Here is a 15,887-nt window from a genome sequence, read left to right as displayed (position 1 = left end):
GCATGAGCACCAGCGTCGAGATCCGCGAGGGCGACTGGCAGACCCTCGGCGAGGCGGCCGGCGAGATCCGCCGCGTCGTCTTCATCGAGGAGCAGGACGTGCCCAGGGACGAGGAATGGGACGGCCGCGATCCCGAGTGCCTGCACTTCCTGGCCCTGGCCGACGGCCGCGCCCTGGGCACCGCCCGGCTGCTGCCCGACGGCCATATCGGCCGCGTCGCCGTGCTCGCCGAGGCGCGCGGCCTCGGCATCGGGCAGGCGCTGATGGAAGCGGCGATCGCCGCCGCCCGCCAGCGCGGCCTGCCCGCCGCCGAGCTCGCCGCCCAGACCCATGCCCTGGCGTTCTACGAGCGACTCGGCTTCGAGGCCTTCGGCGAGACCTTCATGGAGGCCGGTATTCCGCACCGCAACATGGCGCTTCGCCTCGACGCCTGAGCGTTTTCTCCCTGCCGTTTTCCGATCCCATCGGGAAACCCGACTACAGGAATGGCGATTCCCGCCCCCGTCCTGTAGTCGGACTACAACCCTCGCTGCCCCCAAGGATCAATTGTTGAGCCGCGTCATGCCGGCCCATAGTGATATCCAAGGCGAGCGAGGGACGCCCGGCATCGACCCCTGTGCCATGTCGTCGCCGGGCACCTTCCTCTCTCGACGAGGTTCGACCAACACCCTAGAGACAGACTCGGGAAAGCGGACGAACCTGAAAGCGCTTCGCGGTCGCAGCATGAGGCTTCGTCGAGAAGAAACGGCGGTGACGCCGAGACGAGACCGGGCGACCTTCCCCCTGAAGGCAGAGAGGATGGCTCCATGGCAACGTTTCAAGATCAACTCAAGACCCTGACCCAGCTGCGCGAAGGCCAGCGTGGCAAGTGGGACAACATCACCCCCGAGCATGCCGCCCGGCTGCGCGTCCAGAACCGCTTCCAGACCGGCCTGGACATCGCCCGCTACAACGCCCGGATCATGCGCGAGGACATGGCGGCCTACGACGGCGACACCGCGAAGTACACCCAGTCGCTGGGCTGCTGGCACGGCTTCATCGGCCAGCAGAAGATGATCTCCATCAAGAAGCACTTCGGCCACACCAAGGGCCGCTACCTGTACCTGTCGGGCTGGATGATCGCCGCCCTGCGCTCCGAGTTCGGCCCGCTGCCCGACCAGTCGATGCACGAGAAGACCAGCGTGCCGGCGCTGATCGAGGAGCTCTACACCTTCCTGCGCCAGGCCGACAGCTGGGAGCTCAACCACCTGTTCCGCGACCTGGAAGCGGCCCGCGAGGCCGGCGACAGCGCCCGGGCCGCCGAGCTCGAGGGCAAGATCGACAACTTCGAGACCCACGTGGTGCCGATCATCGCCGACATCGACGCCGGCTTCGGCAACGCCGAGGCCACCTACCTGCTGGCCAAGAAGATGATCGAGGCCGGGGCCTGCTGCCTGCAGATCGAGAACCAGGTCTCCGACGAGAAGCAGTGCGGCCACCAGGCCGGCAAGGTCACCGTCCCGCACGAGGACTTCATCGCCAAGCTCAACGCCGTGCGCTACGCCTTCCTGGAGCTCGGCGTGGAAGACGGCGTGATCGTCGCCCGCACCGACTCCCTGGGCGCCGGCCTGACCCAGAAGATCGCCGTCAGCCACGCGCCGGGCGATCTGGGCGACCAGTACAACGCCTTCCTCGACGGCGACGAGATCGCCTCCGCGGACGACATCGCCAACGGCGACGTGGTGATCAAGCAGGACGGCAAGCTGGTCAAGGTCAAGCGCCTGGCCTCGGGCCTCTACCAGTTCAAGCCTAACACCGGCGAGGACCGGGTGGTGCTGGACTGCATCACCAGCCTGCAGAACGGCGCCGACCTCTTGTGGATCGAGACCGAGAAGCCCCACGTCGGCCAGATTAAGGGCATGGTGGACCGCGTGCGCGAGGTCTGCCCGGACGCCAAGCTGGTCTACAACAACTCGCCGTCCTTCAACTGGACGCTGAACTTCCGCCAGCAGGTGTTCGACGCCTGGGAGGCCGAGGGCCGCGACGTCAGCGCCTACGACCGCGCCGATCTGATGAACGCCGAGTACGACGCCACCGAGCTGGGCCGCCAGGCCGACGAGTGGACGCAGAACTTCCAGCGCGACGCCGCCCGCGAGGCCGGCATCTTCCATCACCTGATCACCCTGCCGACCTACCACACCGCGGCCCTGTCCACCGACAACCTGGCCAAGGGCTACTTCGGCGACGAAGGCATGCTGGCCTACGTGGCGGGCGTACAGCGCCGCGAGATCCGCGAGGGCATCGCCACCGTCAAGCACCAGGACATGGCCGGCTCCAACATCGGCGACGACCACAAGGAGTTCTTCCACGGCGAGGCGGCGCTCAAGGCCGGCGGCAAGGACAACACCATGAACCAGTTCGGCTGATCGAGCGCCGCGACGACACGGCGACAGGACCCTCGGGGAGGCTTCGGCCTCCCCTTTTTGCTGCCGGCCCGCCCGACGCACGCGCCTCTGGCGCCGTCTTCTGCCCTGCGTCCCTCGCCGCCTGGCTCTCGTTCCGCGACCCGCGAATCGCGCTTCTGAAGGATGCCGACAACAACCGCGACGATCCTTACACGATGTAGTCGGGTTACAACGCCGGCTGCGGCCAAGGAGGCATGGTCGATTCTGCCGTGCTGCACCATAGTCAACTCACAGCGCAGGACAACGCGTCGCTACCCCGACCGGCGACCTGCTCTGAAAGCTACAATAAAGGCGCTTTCACGATGATCCAGGCGCCGTAGGCGATGGTCTTTCCAAGCTTGTGACCACTTCGCGACTGCAGCACCGGGCGCTTACCCGGCCCGGCATGAGTAGCAAACGCCCATCACGCCATCGACGATGGCCACCGCACGAGGTGTTACACATGAACTGCATCGAACTGAGCCACCAAGCCGACCTCATTGCCAGCACGTTCAGCAAGCAGGAACTCGCCAAGCTGGTGCTGGCCCTGAAAGGCAACCGGGAATCCCTGCAGCACGCCGTCGAGGTGATCGACACCGTCGACAGCCGCGCGGGCTACTCCCTCGACGATGCCTGGGACGAGGTACTGACCGGCGACGCGACACGGCTCGAGGAGGAGTGAGGCGGAAAGGAAGCCGCCTGGAGCGAAATGACTCGCCTCACCGATACCCGGCTTGACTAGCCATTGCCCATCCCGCCCGGCGGGGTGGGCTTTTTCATGCCCGACGGCGTCGCATGACGCGATGCCCTTCGCCGCTGCACCTCTTCGCCTTTCACTGGTCAAAGCTTCCATCCACAGGCAGGCTATCGGGCAAAGGCGAGCGCGCCCGCCGCGCCATGCCCACGGAAGCCATACGGCGAGACGCCCCCGGCGTCGCTCACCGACTCGCAAGGAGGTCACCCATGAAGCGTTTTCTTCCCCTCGTCGCCCTCGGCGCCCTGACCCTGGCGGGCTGCGCCAACACCTCGCCCTACTCGGGCAACGTCTACACCGGCAATCAGGCTCAGGTCGCGCAGAACGTGAGCGTGGGCACCATCACCGCCATGCGGCGGGTGCAGATCCAGGCCGACGATCAGAACAGCGGCGCCCTCGGCGGCATCGGCGGCGCCGTCATCGGCGGCCTGCTGGGCAATCAGATCGGCGGCGGCTCGGGCCGGACCCTGGCCACCGCGGCCGGTGCCATCGGCGGCAGCGTGGCCGGCAAGAAGATCGAGGACAGCGCCAACCGCACGGATGCCTGGGAGCTCGAGATCCGCAAGCAGACCGGCCAGACCGTGGTGGTGGTGCAGAAGGCCGACCAGCCGTTCCAGGTCGGTCAGCAGGTGCGCCTGATCGGCACCGGCAGCCGCGTCAGCGTGGCGCCCTACTGAGCCGCTGCGGTTCCACCACGCCCGACGCAAAAGGCCCGCGGCAGACGCCGCGGGCCTTGTCGATCGCAGGCGATGCCTTCCTCAGTGGAAGTTGGCCTTGCGCATCGCCCAGCACGCCAGCTTGCCGCCCACCAGCGCGATCACCGCGATGATGATCAGCGTCAGCAGCAGGTCCACCGGCCGCACGATGGCGGTGGCGCCCAGCACGGCGATGGCCGGGCTCCAGACCCAGCGGTCGTCGTCGCTGCGCAGCACGGCGGGAATCAGCTTGTCGAGCCCCGCGCTGACAGAGGCCTCCCAGCGGCTCAGGCACAGGAAGAGGATCACGGCAAAGGCGATCAGCCAGATGACGGTCACGGTCATGGAGGGTCTCCAACAGGGAACGAAGGACAAGGGGAAAAGATGTCGCAGCAAAGGGTATCCCTGCCTTCGGAAGCACGCAACCACGGGACATGGCGTGAATCGCGCTCAGGATCGTCCCGGGCAAGCTGAAAAATCTCCTTGCGCCACTGACAGTCCCCGGGAAGCCACGTTACCATGCGCGCACACGCACTCATCGATAGGTTCATCATGCAAATCGCACAGAACGCCGTTGTGGCCTTCCACTACACCCTGACCAATGACGCAGGGGAAGTGCTGGACAGCTCGGAAGGCCGTGAGCCGCTGACCTACCTCCACGGCGCCGGCAACATCATCCCGGGCCTCGAGAAGGAAATGGAAGGCCGTGCGGCTGGCGACAAGCTCCAGGCCAAGGTCGCGCCTGAAGAAGGCTACGGCGAAGTCCAGCCGCAGCTGGTGCAAGAAGTCCCGCGCGACGCCTTCCAGGGCGTCGAGAGCATCGAGCCGGGCATGCAGTTCCAGGCGCAGACCCAGGGCGGCCCGCTGATGGTCACCGTGACCCAGGTCGAAGGCGACACCGTCACCGTCGACGGCAACCACCCGCTGGCCGGCCAGACCCTGAACTTCGACGTCGAGATCGCCGAAGTCCGCGAGGCCAGCCAGGAAGAGGTCGAGCACGGCCACGTCCACGGCGAAGGTGGCCACGAGCACTAAGCTCGCCGCCAGCCGGAACGAAAGAGGGGCAGCCCATGGGCTGCCCCTTTTTCATGCCCGCCCGATACCTGTCGGGCGGTCAGCCGCCCCGTCTCACTCCGAGGCCGGCATCGCCTTGAGGGTCAGGTAGCCGCCTGCCAGCCGGGTCGCGGTGGTGATCAGGCAAGCCACCGCGAAGAGACCGGCCAGCAGCGGAAAGTGCGCCGGCCACAGGCAGAAGCTCACCAGCGCCAGCACCGTCTCGGTGCCCTCGGTGAGGCCGTTCAGATAGTAGAAGGCCTTGCGCGGAAAGCGCGGCCGGTCCAGCGCGTGGCGGGCGGCCATGATGGCGAAGGCCAGGAAGGAGGTGCCGGTGCCGATGAAGGCGAACAGCAACAGGCTCGCGGCCAGGGCGTTGGCCCCCGGATCGGCCAGGGCGAAGCCCAGCACCACCGCCGCATAGAAGACGAAGTCCAGGCCGATGTCGAGAAAGCCCCCGGCATCGCTGTCATGATCGGTCAGTCGCGCCAGGGTACCGTCCAGGCCGTCGCCCAGCCGGTTGAGCAGAATCGCCACGAGCGCCGCGCCGTAGGCCTCCATGGCCAGCAGCGGTAGCGCCAGCATCCCGACCGCGAAGGCCGCGACGGTCACCTGGTCCGGCCGCACGCCGGCCGTCGCCAGCCCCCGGGCCAGCCATCTCAGCGGCCGCTGGGTCAGCGGCATGGTCCAGCGATCGAGCATCAGGCCTCCCTTTTCTCATTCGCACCGTGCTTGCCCGACGGCTCGCTTCCCGTCGCATCGCGACCCGCCCTGCCCGGGGCGTTCGACGCCTGCCCCTTGCCGCGTCGCCAGGCGAAGTAGCGCTGAAGCCAGCCCAGCACGCGCTCCGGCTTGTGGGCGTTCTTCCATACGCCCGCCGTGGCCTTCACCGCCTCGCTGTGGGTCGGGTAGGGATGGATGGTGCCCAGCAGCTTGTTGAGGCCGATGCCATGGGTCATGGCCAGGGTGAACTCGGCCAGCATCTCCCCCGCCCCCGGACCGACGATGGTCGCGCCCAGCAGGCGGTCGCGACCGGGGACGGTCAGCACCTTGACGAAGCCGCGGGTCTGGCCCTCGGCGATGGCCCGGTCCAGCTCGCTCAGCGGGTAGTGGGTCACCTCGACCGCCACGCCCTGCTGCTCGGCCTCGCGCTCGTTGAGGCCGACCCTCGCCACTTCCGGGTCGGTGAAGGTCACCGCCGGCAGGGCCCGGTAGCTCACGCGGAAGCGCTTGAACTCGCCGAACAGCGCATTGACCGTGGCGTGCCAGGCCTGGTGGGCGCTGGCGTGGGTCAGCTGATAGGGACCGGCGACGTCGCCACAGGCCCAGACATTGGGCAGCACGCTCTGCAGTGCCTCATCCACGGCCAGGGTGCCGTTGGCACGCGTCTCGACCCCCAGCGCCTCGAGGCCCAGCCCCTCGACGTTGGCCTGGCGTCCCACCGCCACCAGCAGGTGGCTGAAGGGCAGCCGCTCGAGGCGCGCCTCGCCGTGGTCGTCCTGGTACTCGACCTCCAGCAGGTGCCCGCCGTGATCGTCGGGCAACACCCGCCGCGCCCGGGTGGCGAGGCGCACCGCGACGCCCTCCTCGGCGAGGCGCGCCTCGACCTCATCGGCCACGTCGCGATCCTCCCGAGGCAATAGCTGCTCGCCCATCTCGACGAGCGACACTCGACTGCCCAGCCGGGCGAAGCTCTGGCCCAGTTCGCAGCCGATCGGTCCGCCGCCCAGCACCACCAGCCGCTCGGGGAGCGCCTCGAGCCGCCAGAGGTTGTCCGAGGTCAGCACCTCGATGGCCTCGAGCCCCGGCAGCGGCGGCACCCGGGGACGAGCCCCGCTGGCGATGATCACATGGCGCGTGGTGATGACCCGCTCCGTCTCGCCCTCGCGGATCCGCACCCGCCAGGGGTCGTCGAGGACGGCGTCGCCGGCGATCACCTCCACCCCGAGCCCCTCGTAGCGCTCGCGACTGTCGTGGGGCTCCACCTCGCGGATGGCCCGGTGGACATGATCCATCACCGCGCGGAAGTCCACCTCGGGCTCGCCGGCGGTGACGCCGTAGCCCGGCGCCTCGCGGATCTCGCGGGCGAGACGGGCGGCGCGAATCAGCGCCTTGGAGGGGACACAGCCGGTGTTGAGGCAGTCGCCGCCCAGCCGGTGACGCTCGACCAGCGCCACCTTCGCCTTCACCGCCGAGGCGATGTAGCTCGCGACCAGCCCCGCCGAGCCGCCCCCGATCACCACGATGTCCTGATCGAAGCGGGCCGGACGCGCGAAGCGACGCGTCAGCTGGCGCCGCTTGCCGATGGCCACCAGGCCCCGGGCCAGCCAGGGGAAGAGGCCGATCAGCACGAAGGAGCCGATCAGGCCCGGCGAGAGGATGCCACCCAGCGACTCCAGCTGGCCGAGCTCCCGGCCCGCATTCACGTAGACCGCGGTGCCGGGCAGCATGCCCAGCTGGCTGACCCAGTAGAAGGTGGTGAGCCGCATGCGGCTCAGGCCCAACACCAGGTTGATCACGAAGAAGGGAAAGAGCGGGATCAGCCGCAGGGTGAAGAGATAGAAGGCCCCCTCGCGCTCGATCCCCGCGTTGATGCGCGAAAGCTGGGCAGCGAACCGCCGCTCAAGCGGCTCGCGGGCCAGGGTGCGGGCGATCAAGGCGGCCAGGGTCGCGCCCAGGCTGCTGGCGAACGAGATCAGCACCAGCCCCCAGCCGAAACCGAACAGCGCGCCGCCGAGCAGCGTCAACAGCACGGCGCCGGGCAACGACAGCGCCGCCATGGCCACGTAGATCAGGAAGAAGCCACCGGCCACCGTCAACGGGTCCTCGGCCAGCCAGGCCTGGAAGCGAACCTGCTCGGCCTTGAGGTTGTCGAGTGTCAGTGCCTGATCGGCACCAGAAAGAAAGAAGCCGGCGAAGACGAGGGCAATGAGGCACAGAAGTATCAGGCGTCGCTTGGTCAAGTGGGTCTCCCTGTTCCATGGTGGGGTATCGCGTCTTGAGTCGACGCCACCCCGCTCTCCTTACATCCGGTTCCACAACATCGTGTAAGGACGGACGGCCAAGGCCGACTACCCTACACGCTGCCCTTAACGAGGTCTTTCATGATGACAGTCAACACGCTCCTTCGCCCTGCCGCCCTGCCCTTGCTGCTCCTCGCCTCCGGCCTTTCGGCCCCCGCCTGGAGTGCCGACGGCGACGCCGCCGACACGCAAAGCGCGATATTCGGCGGCGGTTGCTTCTGGTGCGTGGAGCAGGCCTACGACAAGGTCGACGGGGTGGTGGCGACGATATCGGGCTATTCCGGCGGGGAGATCGAATCCCCCAGCTACGAGCAGGTCTCCGCCGGCGACACCGGCCATATCGAGGTGGTGAAGGTCGAATACGATCCCGATGTGGTCGACTATCGCGCCCTGTTGCACGTGTTCTGGCGCAATATCGACCCCTTCGCCGTGGACCGCCAGTTCTGCGACCAGGGCCGCCCCTATCAGAGCGCCCTCTTCCCGATGGACGCCGAGCAGCGCGCCATGGCCGAGGCCAGCCGCGACGCCGTGGCCGAGCGCTTCGATCGCGAGATCGGCGCCGAGATTCTCGACTTCGAGGCCTTCTACCCGGCCGAGGACTACCATCAGGACTACTACGAGAAGAACCCGGTGCGCTACAACTTCTACAAGTCGGCCTGCGGACGTTCCGACCGCCTCGCGGAGGTCTGGGGCGACGAGGCCGAAGCCTCCGCCATGCCCTGAGTCGACGGCTCGGCGGCTGCCCAGCGTCGCAGCCGCCAGGCCAGCGTCAGGGTCACCACCAGCACCAGGCCGCCGCCCACCAGGACGCCCGGCCATGCCCCCGCGCGCCAGAACGGCTCGAGCCACAGGCCACCGAGGCTCGCCCCCAGGTAGTAGAAGACCAGGTAGAGGGCCGAGGCGCTGCCGCGCGCGCCTCGGGCCCGTCGACCCACCCAGCCCGAGGCCATGGAGTGAGCCAGGAAGAAACCGAAGGCCGCGAGGGTAAGCCCCACCAGAATGACCGCCAGGGAGGGGGCCAGCGTCATCGCCATGCCCGCCGCCAGCAGCAGCGTTCCCAGTGCCATGCAGGTCGGCGGCGCGGCCCGCCTTGCCAGACGCCCGGACAGCGAGGACCCCAGGGTTCCGCCCAGATAGGTCAGGAACAAGAGCCCCAGCCAGCGCGCATCCAGCGAGAAGGGCGCGGCCGACAACCGAAAGGTCAGGTAGCTGTAGAGGTTGATGAACACCAGGAAATTGAGCCCGCCCAGCAGATAGGCCCCGCGCAGGTCGGGCTGGCGCAGATGGCCGGCCAGATCGCCGAGCGCCTCGCTCAACCGGAAGCGTCGCGGCGCGAAGCCACGGGCCGCGGGCAGCAACCGCCAGAACAGCGCCACCCCGACCAGCGTCAGGCTGCCGACCGTGAGAAAGCTTGCCGGGATCCCGGCCACTTCCGCGACCCAGCCGCCGATCACGCGACCGGCGATGCCGCCCAGCGAGTTGGCGGCGATGTAGAGCCCCACCGCCGGCAGCATGGCCGAGCGCTCGAACTCATCGCCCATCCAGGCGATGGCCACCGCCGGCAATCCCCCCAGCACGAAACCCTGCAGCACACGCAGGCTCAACAGCACCTCGAAGTTCGGCGCCAGCCCCTGGACCAGCGACAGCCCACCGGCCGCGAGCAGGGTCAGGCGCATGATGCCGCCGCGGCCGATGGCATCGGACAACGGGCCGAAGACCAGCAAGGCCGCGGCCAGCGACAGCGTCGCCAACGACATGGCCAGGTTGGCGACCAGGGTCGAGACGCCGTGCACCCGATGAAGCTCGGGCAGCAACGGCTGCACCGCGTAGAGATTCAGGAACACGAGGAAGGATCCCAGGCTCAGGGCCAGGGTCGCGCGCCACCAGGCGCGACTGTGAGCGTCGATCATGAGGGCCTCCGGGTTGGCCGACCATGATCGAAGGCGCACAATGATAAGCCAAGCAGAAGTTAATGATCGAACTCATCGGATTGTCTTATGGCCTTGCCCTTCGACCTGCGCAGCCTCGGTGTCTTCCTGGCGGTGGTGGACCAGGGCGGCTTCAGCGCCGCCGCCCGTTCGCTGCACCTGGCCCAGTCCGCGGTCAGCCAGACCGTCGCCAACCTGGAGCATCGCCTCGAGCTCACCCTCTTCCACCGTCACGAGCGGCGTATCGGCCTGACCGCCGAGGGCGAGGCGCTGGTCGAGCACGCCCGCGACCTGCTGGCCCGGGCCGAGGCGGCCGAACTGGCCATGCGCGAGCTGCACGGGCTGGTGAAGGGCGAACTACGCATCGGCATTCCCTCGATGCTGGGCTCCTACTATTTCCCGCCGCTGCTGATGGGCTTCAAGGAACGCCATCCGGGCATCCGGCTGACGGTGGTGGAGGCCGGCGCGCGCCGCCTGCAGCGCATGATCGCCGCGGGCGAGCTGGACCTGGGCGTGGTGATCGACGACGGCGAGAGCCGCCATCTGACGCGACGACCGCTGGCGCGGGAGGAGATGGTGGTGTGCGTGCCCCGGGAGCATCCCTTCGCCGGACGGGATCACGTCACGCCCGAGGCCTTCTTCGCCGAACCGCTGGTGCTGTTCCAGGACGGCTACTTCCATCGCGAGTTCATCGACGCCCTGGCGCGGGACACCGGCGCCAGCGCCAATGTGGCCTTCGAGTCGAACCTGATTCCGCTGACCAAGGCCATCGTGCGCCAGGGCTACGGCATCACCACCTTTCTCAGGCGCGTGGTCGAGGAAGCGGAGCTGGCGGCGGTGCCCTTCGACCCGCCGGCCTGGCTGGCGCTGTCGCTGGCCTGGAAGGAAGGCGCCTACCTGTCCCGGGCGGAACAGGCATTCGTGGAATTCGCGCTGGAGAACCGCTGAATCAAGACCACGGGACGAGGCTCGCCAACATGCCCCAGCCGATGGGCTTTACCGACGACAAGCCTTCGCGAGGGCGCTGTGAACCCATCCCTGGGAGCTACTTTTGCTCTGCTTCGCTATCGCATCCTGCTCCGCTTGCAGAGCCGGTGCTGGCCATCCATGGCCAGCCCGTTCGGCGAAGACGCCTCACCCATGGCAAAAAATCCTCGCTACACCTTGTCCTCGGCGCCCATCACTTCCAAGCGGCCAGGAAGACAGACTCAGCCCTCGCCGCGATCGTACTGGATATCGTCGAGGCGCTGGGCCAGATGCACGTCGTCCAGCGGGCGGCGCGCCTGCCAGTAGTAGTGGCGCCAGTAGCGGTTGTCGAGAGAGGAGATCTTGACGCCGCGGGACGTCGAGGCGTGGAGGAAGCGCCCCTGTCCCACGTAGATGCCGACGTGGTGGTAGTAGCCGGGCGGCTGGAAGAACACCAGGTCGCCGGGCCGCAGGGCGTCGCGCGACACCGACTCGCCCTCGCGCACCTGCTGGGTGGTGGTGCGCGGCAGCTCCAGGCCGAAGGCCTCGGCGAACACGCGCTGCACCAGGGCGGAGCAGTCGATGCCGCGGCGGGTGGTGCCGCCGAGCCGGTAGGGGGTGCCGAGCCAGCGTTCGTGCTCGTCGAGCAGCGCCTGGCGCACCTGGGCCGGCGGCGGATGACGCAGCCCACGCAGCTCGAGGACAGGATTGTCGACCGGCGACATCTGACCGGGCAGCCCCGGCATGTCACGGGCGAAATAGTCGTCCACCGGCGCCTTCGTGCCGCCGCTGCCGGCACAGCCGGTCAGCAGCAGCAGCGTCATGCCTGCGAGTGAAGCGCGACTCCAGGTCGGCATCCCTGTCCCCCTTTCCGTCCTTGAACCCCAGTGATCATCGAGCCGACCAGCGCCGGCAGTCACGCATCATACCCAGCGCGAGGGTTTAATGCAGCTGTCGGCCGTCACCGGGCAGCGTGTCCACGTGCATCGGCGCCCAGTGACGCGGGCGCGCGCCGGGGAAATCCAGGCTCGCCCAGGCACCGGCCATGGGGGGCGCGGCGGACAGCCAGCTCACCAGCGCCTGTCGGAAGCCGCCGAGGAAGGCCTCGCGCTCCGGCGTCTCGCCCATGAAGAAGGAGAAGCCGGCGAGCAGGCCGCGGGCGTACTCTTCCCAGCCGCCGTAGTGGCGAGCGGCCAGGGCGTGGGCCCGGCCCAGGAAGGCCAGGAAGTCGCTCTCCGTGAGCCAGCCGAGCTGGCGTCCGGCGATCGCCAGATCCACCGCCTGGGCCAGATCCCAGGCGGTCATGTCGAGCTCGTTGCAGCCGTCCTCGCCCTCCCGCACGCGGATCAGGCGCAGCAGATGGTTGCGCTCCTCCTCGCTGCACTCGCCGGACTCCAGGGTGGCGATCTCCGACAGCAGACGGCTGCGGTTGAGCGTGTAGGGCGCATAGTTGATCTGGTATTCCTGGCGGTCGCCCGCCTCCAGCAGGTAGTCCACGAAGTCGGTGAGCTCGCCGGCCGTATGCAGGGCGTAGTGGCCGTCGACCCACTCGCGGATCGAGGCGCACTCGCGCTCGCTCTCCGGCTGAGGCAGGCTCCAGGCCGGGCTGTTCAGCGGCCCCACCAGCGCCATGGCGGTGAAGTGCGACAGGCTCGGCCGTGGACCGGGCTCCTGCCACTCGCCGCCGGTCCAGTCCAGCCAGTGGAACAGGCTGCCGGGATCGTCCTGGTGCCAGCGGATCTCGGCCACCAGCGACGGCTGCTCGGGCTCGGGCAGCAGCGCCTCCCACTGCGCCCAGGCCGCCAGCAGGCGCCGCGGGCTAGTGTAGAAACGGCTCAGCGACCCGTGCAGGGCCCGGGTCAGCTCGGCCAGCCGAGCGCTATCGAACAACCCGCTGTCCATGGCCATCTGCAGGTGAAACGCATACTTCTCGGCCATGTGAATGGTCGCCGCGTGGCGGCTGGCCTGGCCCAGGGCATCGCGGTCGGCCAGGTCCTGCTTGCCGGGCCGGCCGAACGGCGTGGCGGCCGTCGACAGGGCGCCGTGGGCGCCGTCCGCCGCCAGCTGGTTGAGATGATGCGCCTGGGCCGGCAGCCAGTAGCGCGAGAGCGCCTCCGGGCCCTCGTCGGCGTGCAGGTCGAGGGTCTCGGCGAGATAGCGGCGGGCGTCCTGCCGGCGCGCCTCCGGCAGCGTCGGCGCCACGCCCTGGCGCAGCGCCAGCTCCGGCTCGCGCACCGCGGCCAGCGCCAACACCCAGTGCCCGGGATCGCGTCGCCAGTCGCGCATCGCCCGACGCGAGGCCTCGAGCTGCGCCTCGTCGACGACCTCCCCCAGCGGCGTGCGCCAGGGGCTGACCGGCGACTGCAGCAGCAGCGCCCAGTCGGCGTCGAAGGCGCCGCGCAGATCGCGGGCCTCGAACAGGCTGCGGCCGCGCTGATAGGCGCGGGCCAGCGCCACCCAGTCGCTGTAGCGATGCATCGCCAGATCGGCGCCGTGAAGCGCGAAGTGGCGCGCCTCCTCGTCGCTCAGCCAGCCGAGGCACAGGCCGGCCCAGGCCAGATCGACCAGGCGCAACCAGTCCCAGGCCGCCCACTCCAGCGGCTCGCCGCTCTCGACCAGGGTCAGCAGCACGCGACCGGCCGACTGGTCGCGGGGCGCCAGCCCCTCCCACCAGGCCCGGCGCTCCTCGGCGGCCGCCGACAGCAGGCGGGTGGCGTCCAGGTCCCAGGCCTGACGATCGCCCTGGGAGGCCAGCCACAGCAGCACCCGGATCAGCTCGTCGCGGCCCTGGATCTGCCAGGCCTCGGTCAGCCAAGCCTCGACGCCCTGCCAGTCGAGGGGCGCGGCCCGCGCCTCGAGCACGGGGCTGAAGGCCGCGCGCAGCCGCCATACCCGGTCGGCCTCGTCGTCCGGCCACAGCGGCTGCTCGCGGCGCGAATCGGCCAGCCACTCGTGCATCATCTCCCAGGTGACGCCCTCGCCCTGACGCTCGAGGGCGGCCAGGGCGTCGCAGGCCTCGCTGAAGCCGTCGTCGCCCTGTACCCAGCCCACGGCGCTGCGCGCGCGGCACAGCGCGTCCAGCCAGGCATCCAGGCCGTGGTAGCGGCTGCCGATCTCCTCGGCGAGACGCCGCGCCCAGGCCCGGGCACGATCCTCGCCGAGCCAGCCGGCGGCGCCGGCCAGGGCCGCGAGCTCCAGCGCCGCGAGCAGGCGCGTCGGATCGGCCTCGCCGCCGGCGCCGAACGCCTCCAGCAGGCGCCAGCCCAGCTCGCTGCGGTCGACGACCCCCAGCCCCTCCAGACGCGCCTCGGCCACCTCGGCCTCCAGCGTCAGGGGATCGGGAGCGAAGGCCCAATCACACAGCACCAGCTGCTGGGCCCACCAGGCATTCAGGGGATCGACCAAGGCTCACCTCGCCACACAAGCAAACGTTCGAATCGGCACCTAGGCGCCGCGGGAAATTTGGCGACATAGTGTAACGGAAAGCGCCGCCAACGCCGATGCTCGAAAGCGTTCGCGGGGGAAGTCGAATCGGGGCTTGGCGCGGTGTTTTAAATAATGCACACTCGTCAATCATAACACTCCCCGAGGGATTACCGATGTTTTCCGAAGGCGACCTGCTGATCGACACGGCCTACGTGGCCGGCCAGTGGCGCGAGACCGAACGCCGCTTCCCCGTGACCGACCCCGCCACCGGCGAGGTGCTGGCCGAGGTGGCGGACCTGACCGCCGATGACGCCCGCGACGCCGTGGCCGCCGCCGACGCCGCCTGGCCGGCCTGGCGCCGCCAGACCGCCAAGCAGCGCGCCGCCCTGCTGCGCGGCTGGTACGAGCGCATCATGGCCCACCAGGAGACCCTGGCACGGCTGATGACCCGCGAACAGGGCAAGCCGATCGGCGAGTCCCGCGGCGAGGTGGCCTACGGCGCCAGCTTCGTGGAGTACTACGCCGAGGAGGCCAAGCGCGTGGCCGGCGAGACGCTGCCGGGCCACGGCGCCGACAAGCGCATCCTGGTGATGCGCGAGCCGATCGGCGTGATGGCCGCGATCACGCCGTGGAACTTCCCGCTGGCGATGATCACCCGCAAGTGCGCCCCGGCCCTGGCCGCCGGCTGCCCGGTGGTGATCAAGCCCGCCGAGGCCACGCCGCTGACCGCCCTGGCGCTGGCCAGGCTGGCCGAGGACGCCGGCTTCCCGGCGGGCGTGATCAACGTGGTGACCGCGGCCCGCCCGGCCGAGATCGGCGAGGTGCTGACCACCGATCCCCGCGTGCGCAAGGTGTCCTTCACCGGCTCCACGCCGGTCGGCAAGACGCTGCTGGCCCAGTGCGCCGGCACCGTCAAGAAGGCCTCCATGGAGCTCGGCGGCAACGCGCCCTTCATCGTCTTCGACGACGCCGACCTGGACGCCGCCGTGGACGGCGCCATCGCCTCCAAGTTCCGCAACGCCGGCCAGACCTGCGTGTGCACCAACCGCTTCCTGGTGCAGGACGGCGTCTACGACGCCTTCATCGAGAAGCTGGCCGCGCGCATGGCCGAGCTCAAGGTCGGCAACGGCCTCGAGGAAGGCGTCCTCCAGGGTCCGCTGATCAACGCGGCGGCGGTGGACAAGGTCCAGTCGCACATCAGCGATGCCCTCGAGCACGGCGGGCGCCTGGTGTGCGGCGGCGAGCCCCACGCCCTGGGCGGCACCTTCTTCCAGCCGACCCTGATCGCCGACGTCACCGCCGCCATGAAGGTGGCCACCGAGGAGACCTTCGGTCCGCTGGCGCCGGTGTTCCGCTTCCACGACGACGAGGAAGCGATCGCCATGGCCAACGCCACCGAGTTCGGCCTGGCCGCCTACTTCTATGCTCGCGACTACCAGCGCATCTGGCGCACCATGGAAGGGCTGGAATACGGCATGGTCGCCGTCAACGAGGGCCTGCTCTCCACCGAGCTGGCGCCGTTCGGCGGCGTCAAGGAATCCGGCCTCGGACGCGAGGGCTCGCGCCACGGCCTGGATGAGTACACTGAACTAAAATACGTCTGTGTCGGCGGGCTCTGA

At 69.2% G+C, this 15,887-nt stretch carries 14 protein-coding genes; 8 read left to right on the top strand and 6 right to left on the bottom strand.

All coding sequences use genetic code 11. From position 1 onward, the window contains the following. Positions 1-2: 2 nt before the first annotated feature. The 4 genes from FIU88_RS06115 (at position 3) to FIU88_RS06100 (ending at position 3,854) form a co-directional block, all read left to right on the top strand. On the top strand, positions 3-434 hold the full coding sequence (locus tag FIU88_RS06115; protein WP_152478563.1) for a GNAT family N-acetyltransferase: 432 nt from the start codon (positions 3-5) through the stop codon (positions 432-434). Between the two features lie 372 nt (positions 435-806). Beyond that, positions 807-2,405, top strand: a complete 1,599-nt coding sequence (locus tag FIU88_RS06110; RefSeq protein ID WP_152478562.1) for an isocitrate lyase — start codon at positions 807-809, stop codon at positions 2,403-2,405. A 481-nt stretch (positions 2,406-2,886) separates the two neighbouring features. Continuing rightward, positions 2,887-3,105, top strand: a complete 219-nt coding sequence (locus FIU88_RS06105) for a hypothetical protein (RefSeq protein ID WP_152478561.1) — start codon at positions 2,887-2,889, stop codon at positions 3,103-3,105. A gap of 281 nt (positions 3,106-3,386) precedes the next feature. Continuing rightward, positions 3,387-3,854, top strand: coding sequence for a glycine zipper 2TM domain-containing protein (locus FIU88_RS06100; RefSeq protein ID WP_152478560.1), 468 nt, complete (start codon positions 3,387-3,389; stop codon positions 3,852-3,854). An 81-nt stretch (positions 3,855-3,935) separates the two neighbouring features. Here the strand turns inward: FIU88_RS06100 and FIU88_RS06095 are convergent, their stop codons facing one another. Continuing rightward, positions 3,936-4,217 (bottom strand): hypothetical protein, encoded by a 282-nt coding sequence (locus tag FIU88_RS06095; protein WP_152478559.1) that lies wholly within the window; start codon positions 4,215-4,217, stop codon positions 3,936-3,938. 207 nt (positions 4,218-4,424) lie between these two features. Between FIU88_RS06095 and FIU88_RS06090 the strand changes: the two genes are divergently transcribed. Then, on the top strand, positions 4,425-4,907 hold the full coding sequence (locus tag FIU88_RS06090; RefSeq protein WP_016855956.1) for a peptidylprolyl isomerase: 483 nt from the start codon (positions 4,425-4,427) through the stop codon (positions 4,905-4,907). Positions 4,908-5,000: 93 nt separating this feature from the next. On the opposite strand, the gene FIU88_RS06085 is transcribed toward FIU88_RS06090, so the two are convergent. Beyond that, complete coding sequence (locus FIU88_RS06085; RefSeq protein WP_152478558.1) at positions 5,001-5,627, bottom strand: CDP-alcohol phosphatidyltransferase family protein; 627 nt, start codon at positions 5,625-5,627, stop codon at positions 5,001-5,003. Continuing rightward, a complete protein-coding gene (locus tag FIU88_RS06080; protein WP_152478557.1) occupies positions 5,627-7,888 on the bottom strand; it encodes an FAD-dependent oxidoreductase in 2,262 nt (753 codons plus the stop codon). Before FIU88_RS06080 ends, FIU88_RS06085 begins: the two co-directional genes overlap by 1 nt. A gap of 141 nt (positions 7,889-8,029) precedes the next feature. Between FIU88_RS06080 and msrA the strand changes: the two genes are divergently transcribed. Further along, a complete protein-coding gene (gene msrA / locus FIU88_RS06075) occupies positions 8,030-8,671 on the top strand; it encodes a peptide-methionine (S)-S-oxide reductase MsrA (RefSeq protein WP_152478556.1) in 642 nt (213 codons plus the stop codon). Here the strand turns inward: msrA and FIU88_RS06070 are convergent. Next, positions 8,593-9,858, bottom strand: a complete 1,266-nt coding sequence (locus tag FIU88_RS06070; protein WP_152478555.1) for an MFS transporter — start codon at positions 9,856-9,858, stop codon at positions 8,593-8,595. The two genes, msrA and FIU88_RS06070, sit on opposite strands and share 79 nt — an antisense overlap. Before the next feature lie 87 nt (positions 9,859-9,945). On the opposite strand from FIU88_RS06070, the gene FIU88_RS06065 reads away from it, so the two are divergent. Continuing rightward, complete coding sequence (locus tag FIU88_RS06065) at positions 9,946-10,824, top strand: LysR family transcriptional regulator (RefSeq protein ID WP_152478554.1); 879 nt, start codon at positions 9,946-9,948, stop codon at positions 10,822-10,824. 260 nt (positions 10,825-11,084) lie between these two features. On the opposite strand, the gene FIU88_RS06060 is transcribed toward FIU88_RS06065, so the two are convergent. Together FIU88_RS06060 and FIU88_RS06055 are read right to left on the bottom strand one after the other, a co-directional pair. Further along, positions 11,085-11,666 carry a C40 family peptidase gene (locus FIU88_RS06060; protein ID WP_152480147.1) on the bottom strand — a complete coding sequence of 194 codons (582 nt, stop codon included), beginning with the start codon at positions 11,664-11,666 and terminating at the stop codon, positions 11,085-11,087. A 118-nt stretch (positions 11,667-11,784) separates the two neighbouring features. Next, the gene (locus tag FIU88_RS06055; RefSeq protein WP_016855949.1) at positions 11,785-14,247 is read right to left on the bottom strand and encodes a DUF1266 domain-containing protein; all 2,463 of its coding nucleotides are present in this window, start codon (positions 14,245-14,247) and stop codon (positions 11,785-11,787) included. Between the two features lie 194 nt (positions 14,248-14,441). On the opposite strand from FIU88_RS06055, the gene FIU88_RS06050 reads away from it, so the two are divergent. Then, entirely contained in the window at positions 14,442-15,887 is a 1,446-nt protein-coding gene (locus FIU88_RS06050) for an NAD-dependent succinate-semialdehyde dehydrogenase (RefSeq protein WP_152478553.1), read from the top strand.

It is taken from the genome of Halomonas sp. THAF12 (assembly GCF_009363675.1).
Lineage (GTDB): Bacteria > Pseudomonadota > Gammaproteobacteria > Pseudomonadales > Halomonadaceae > Halomonas > Halomonas smyrnensis.
This window is presented reverse-complemented; position numbering and strand designations above follow the sequence as displayed.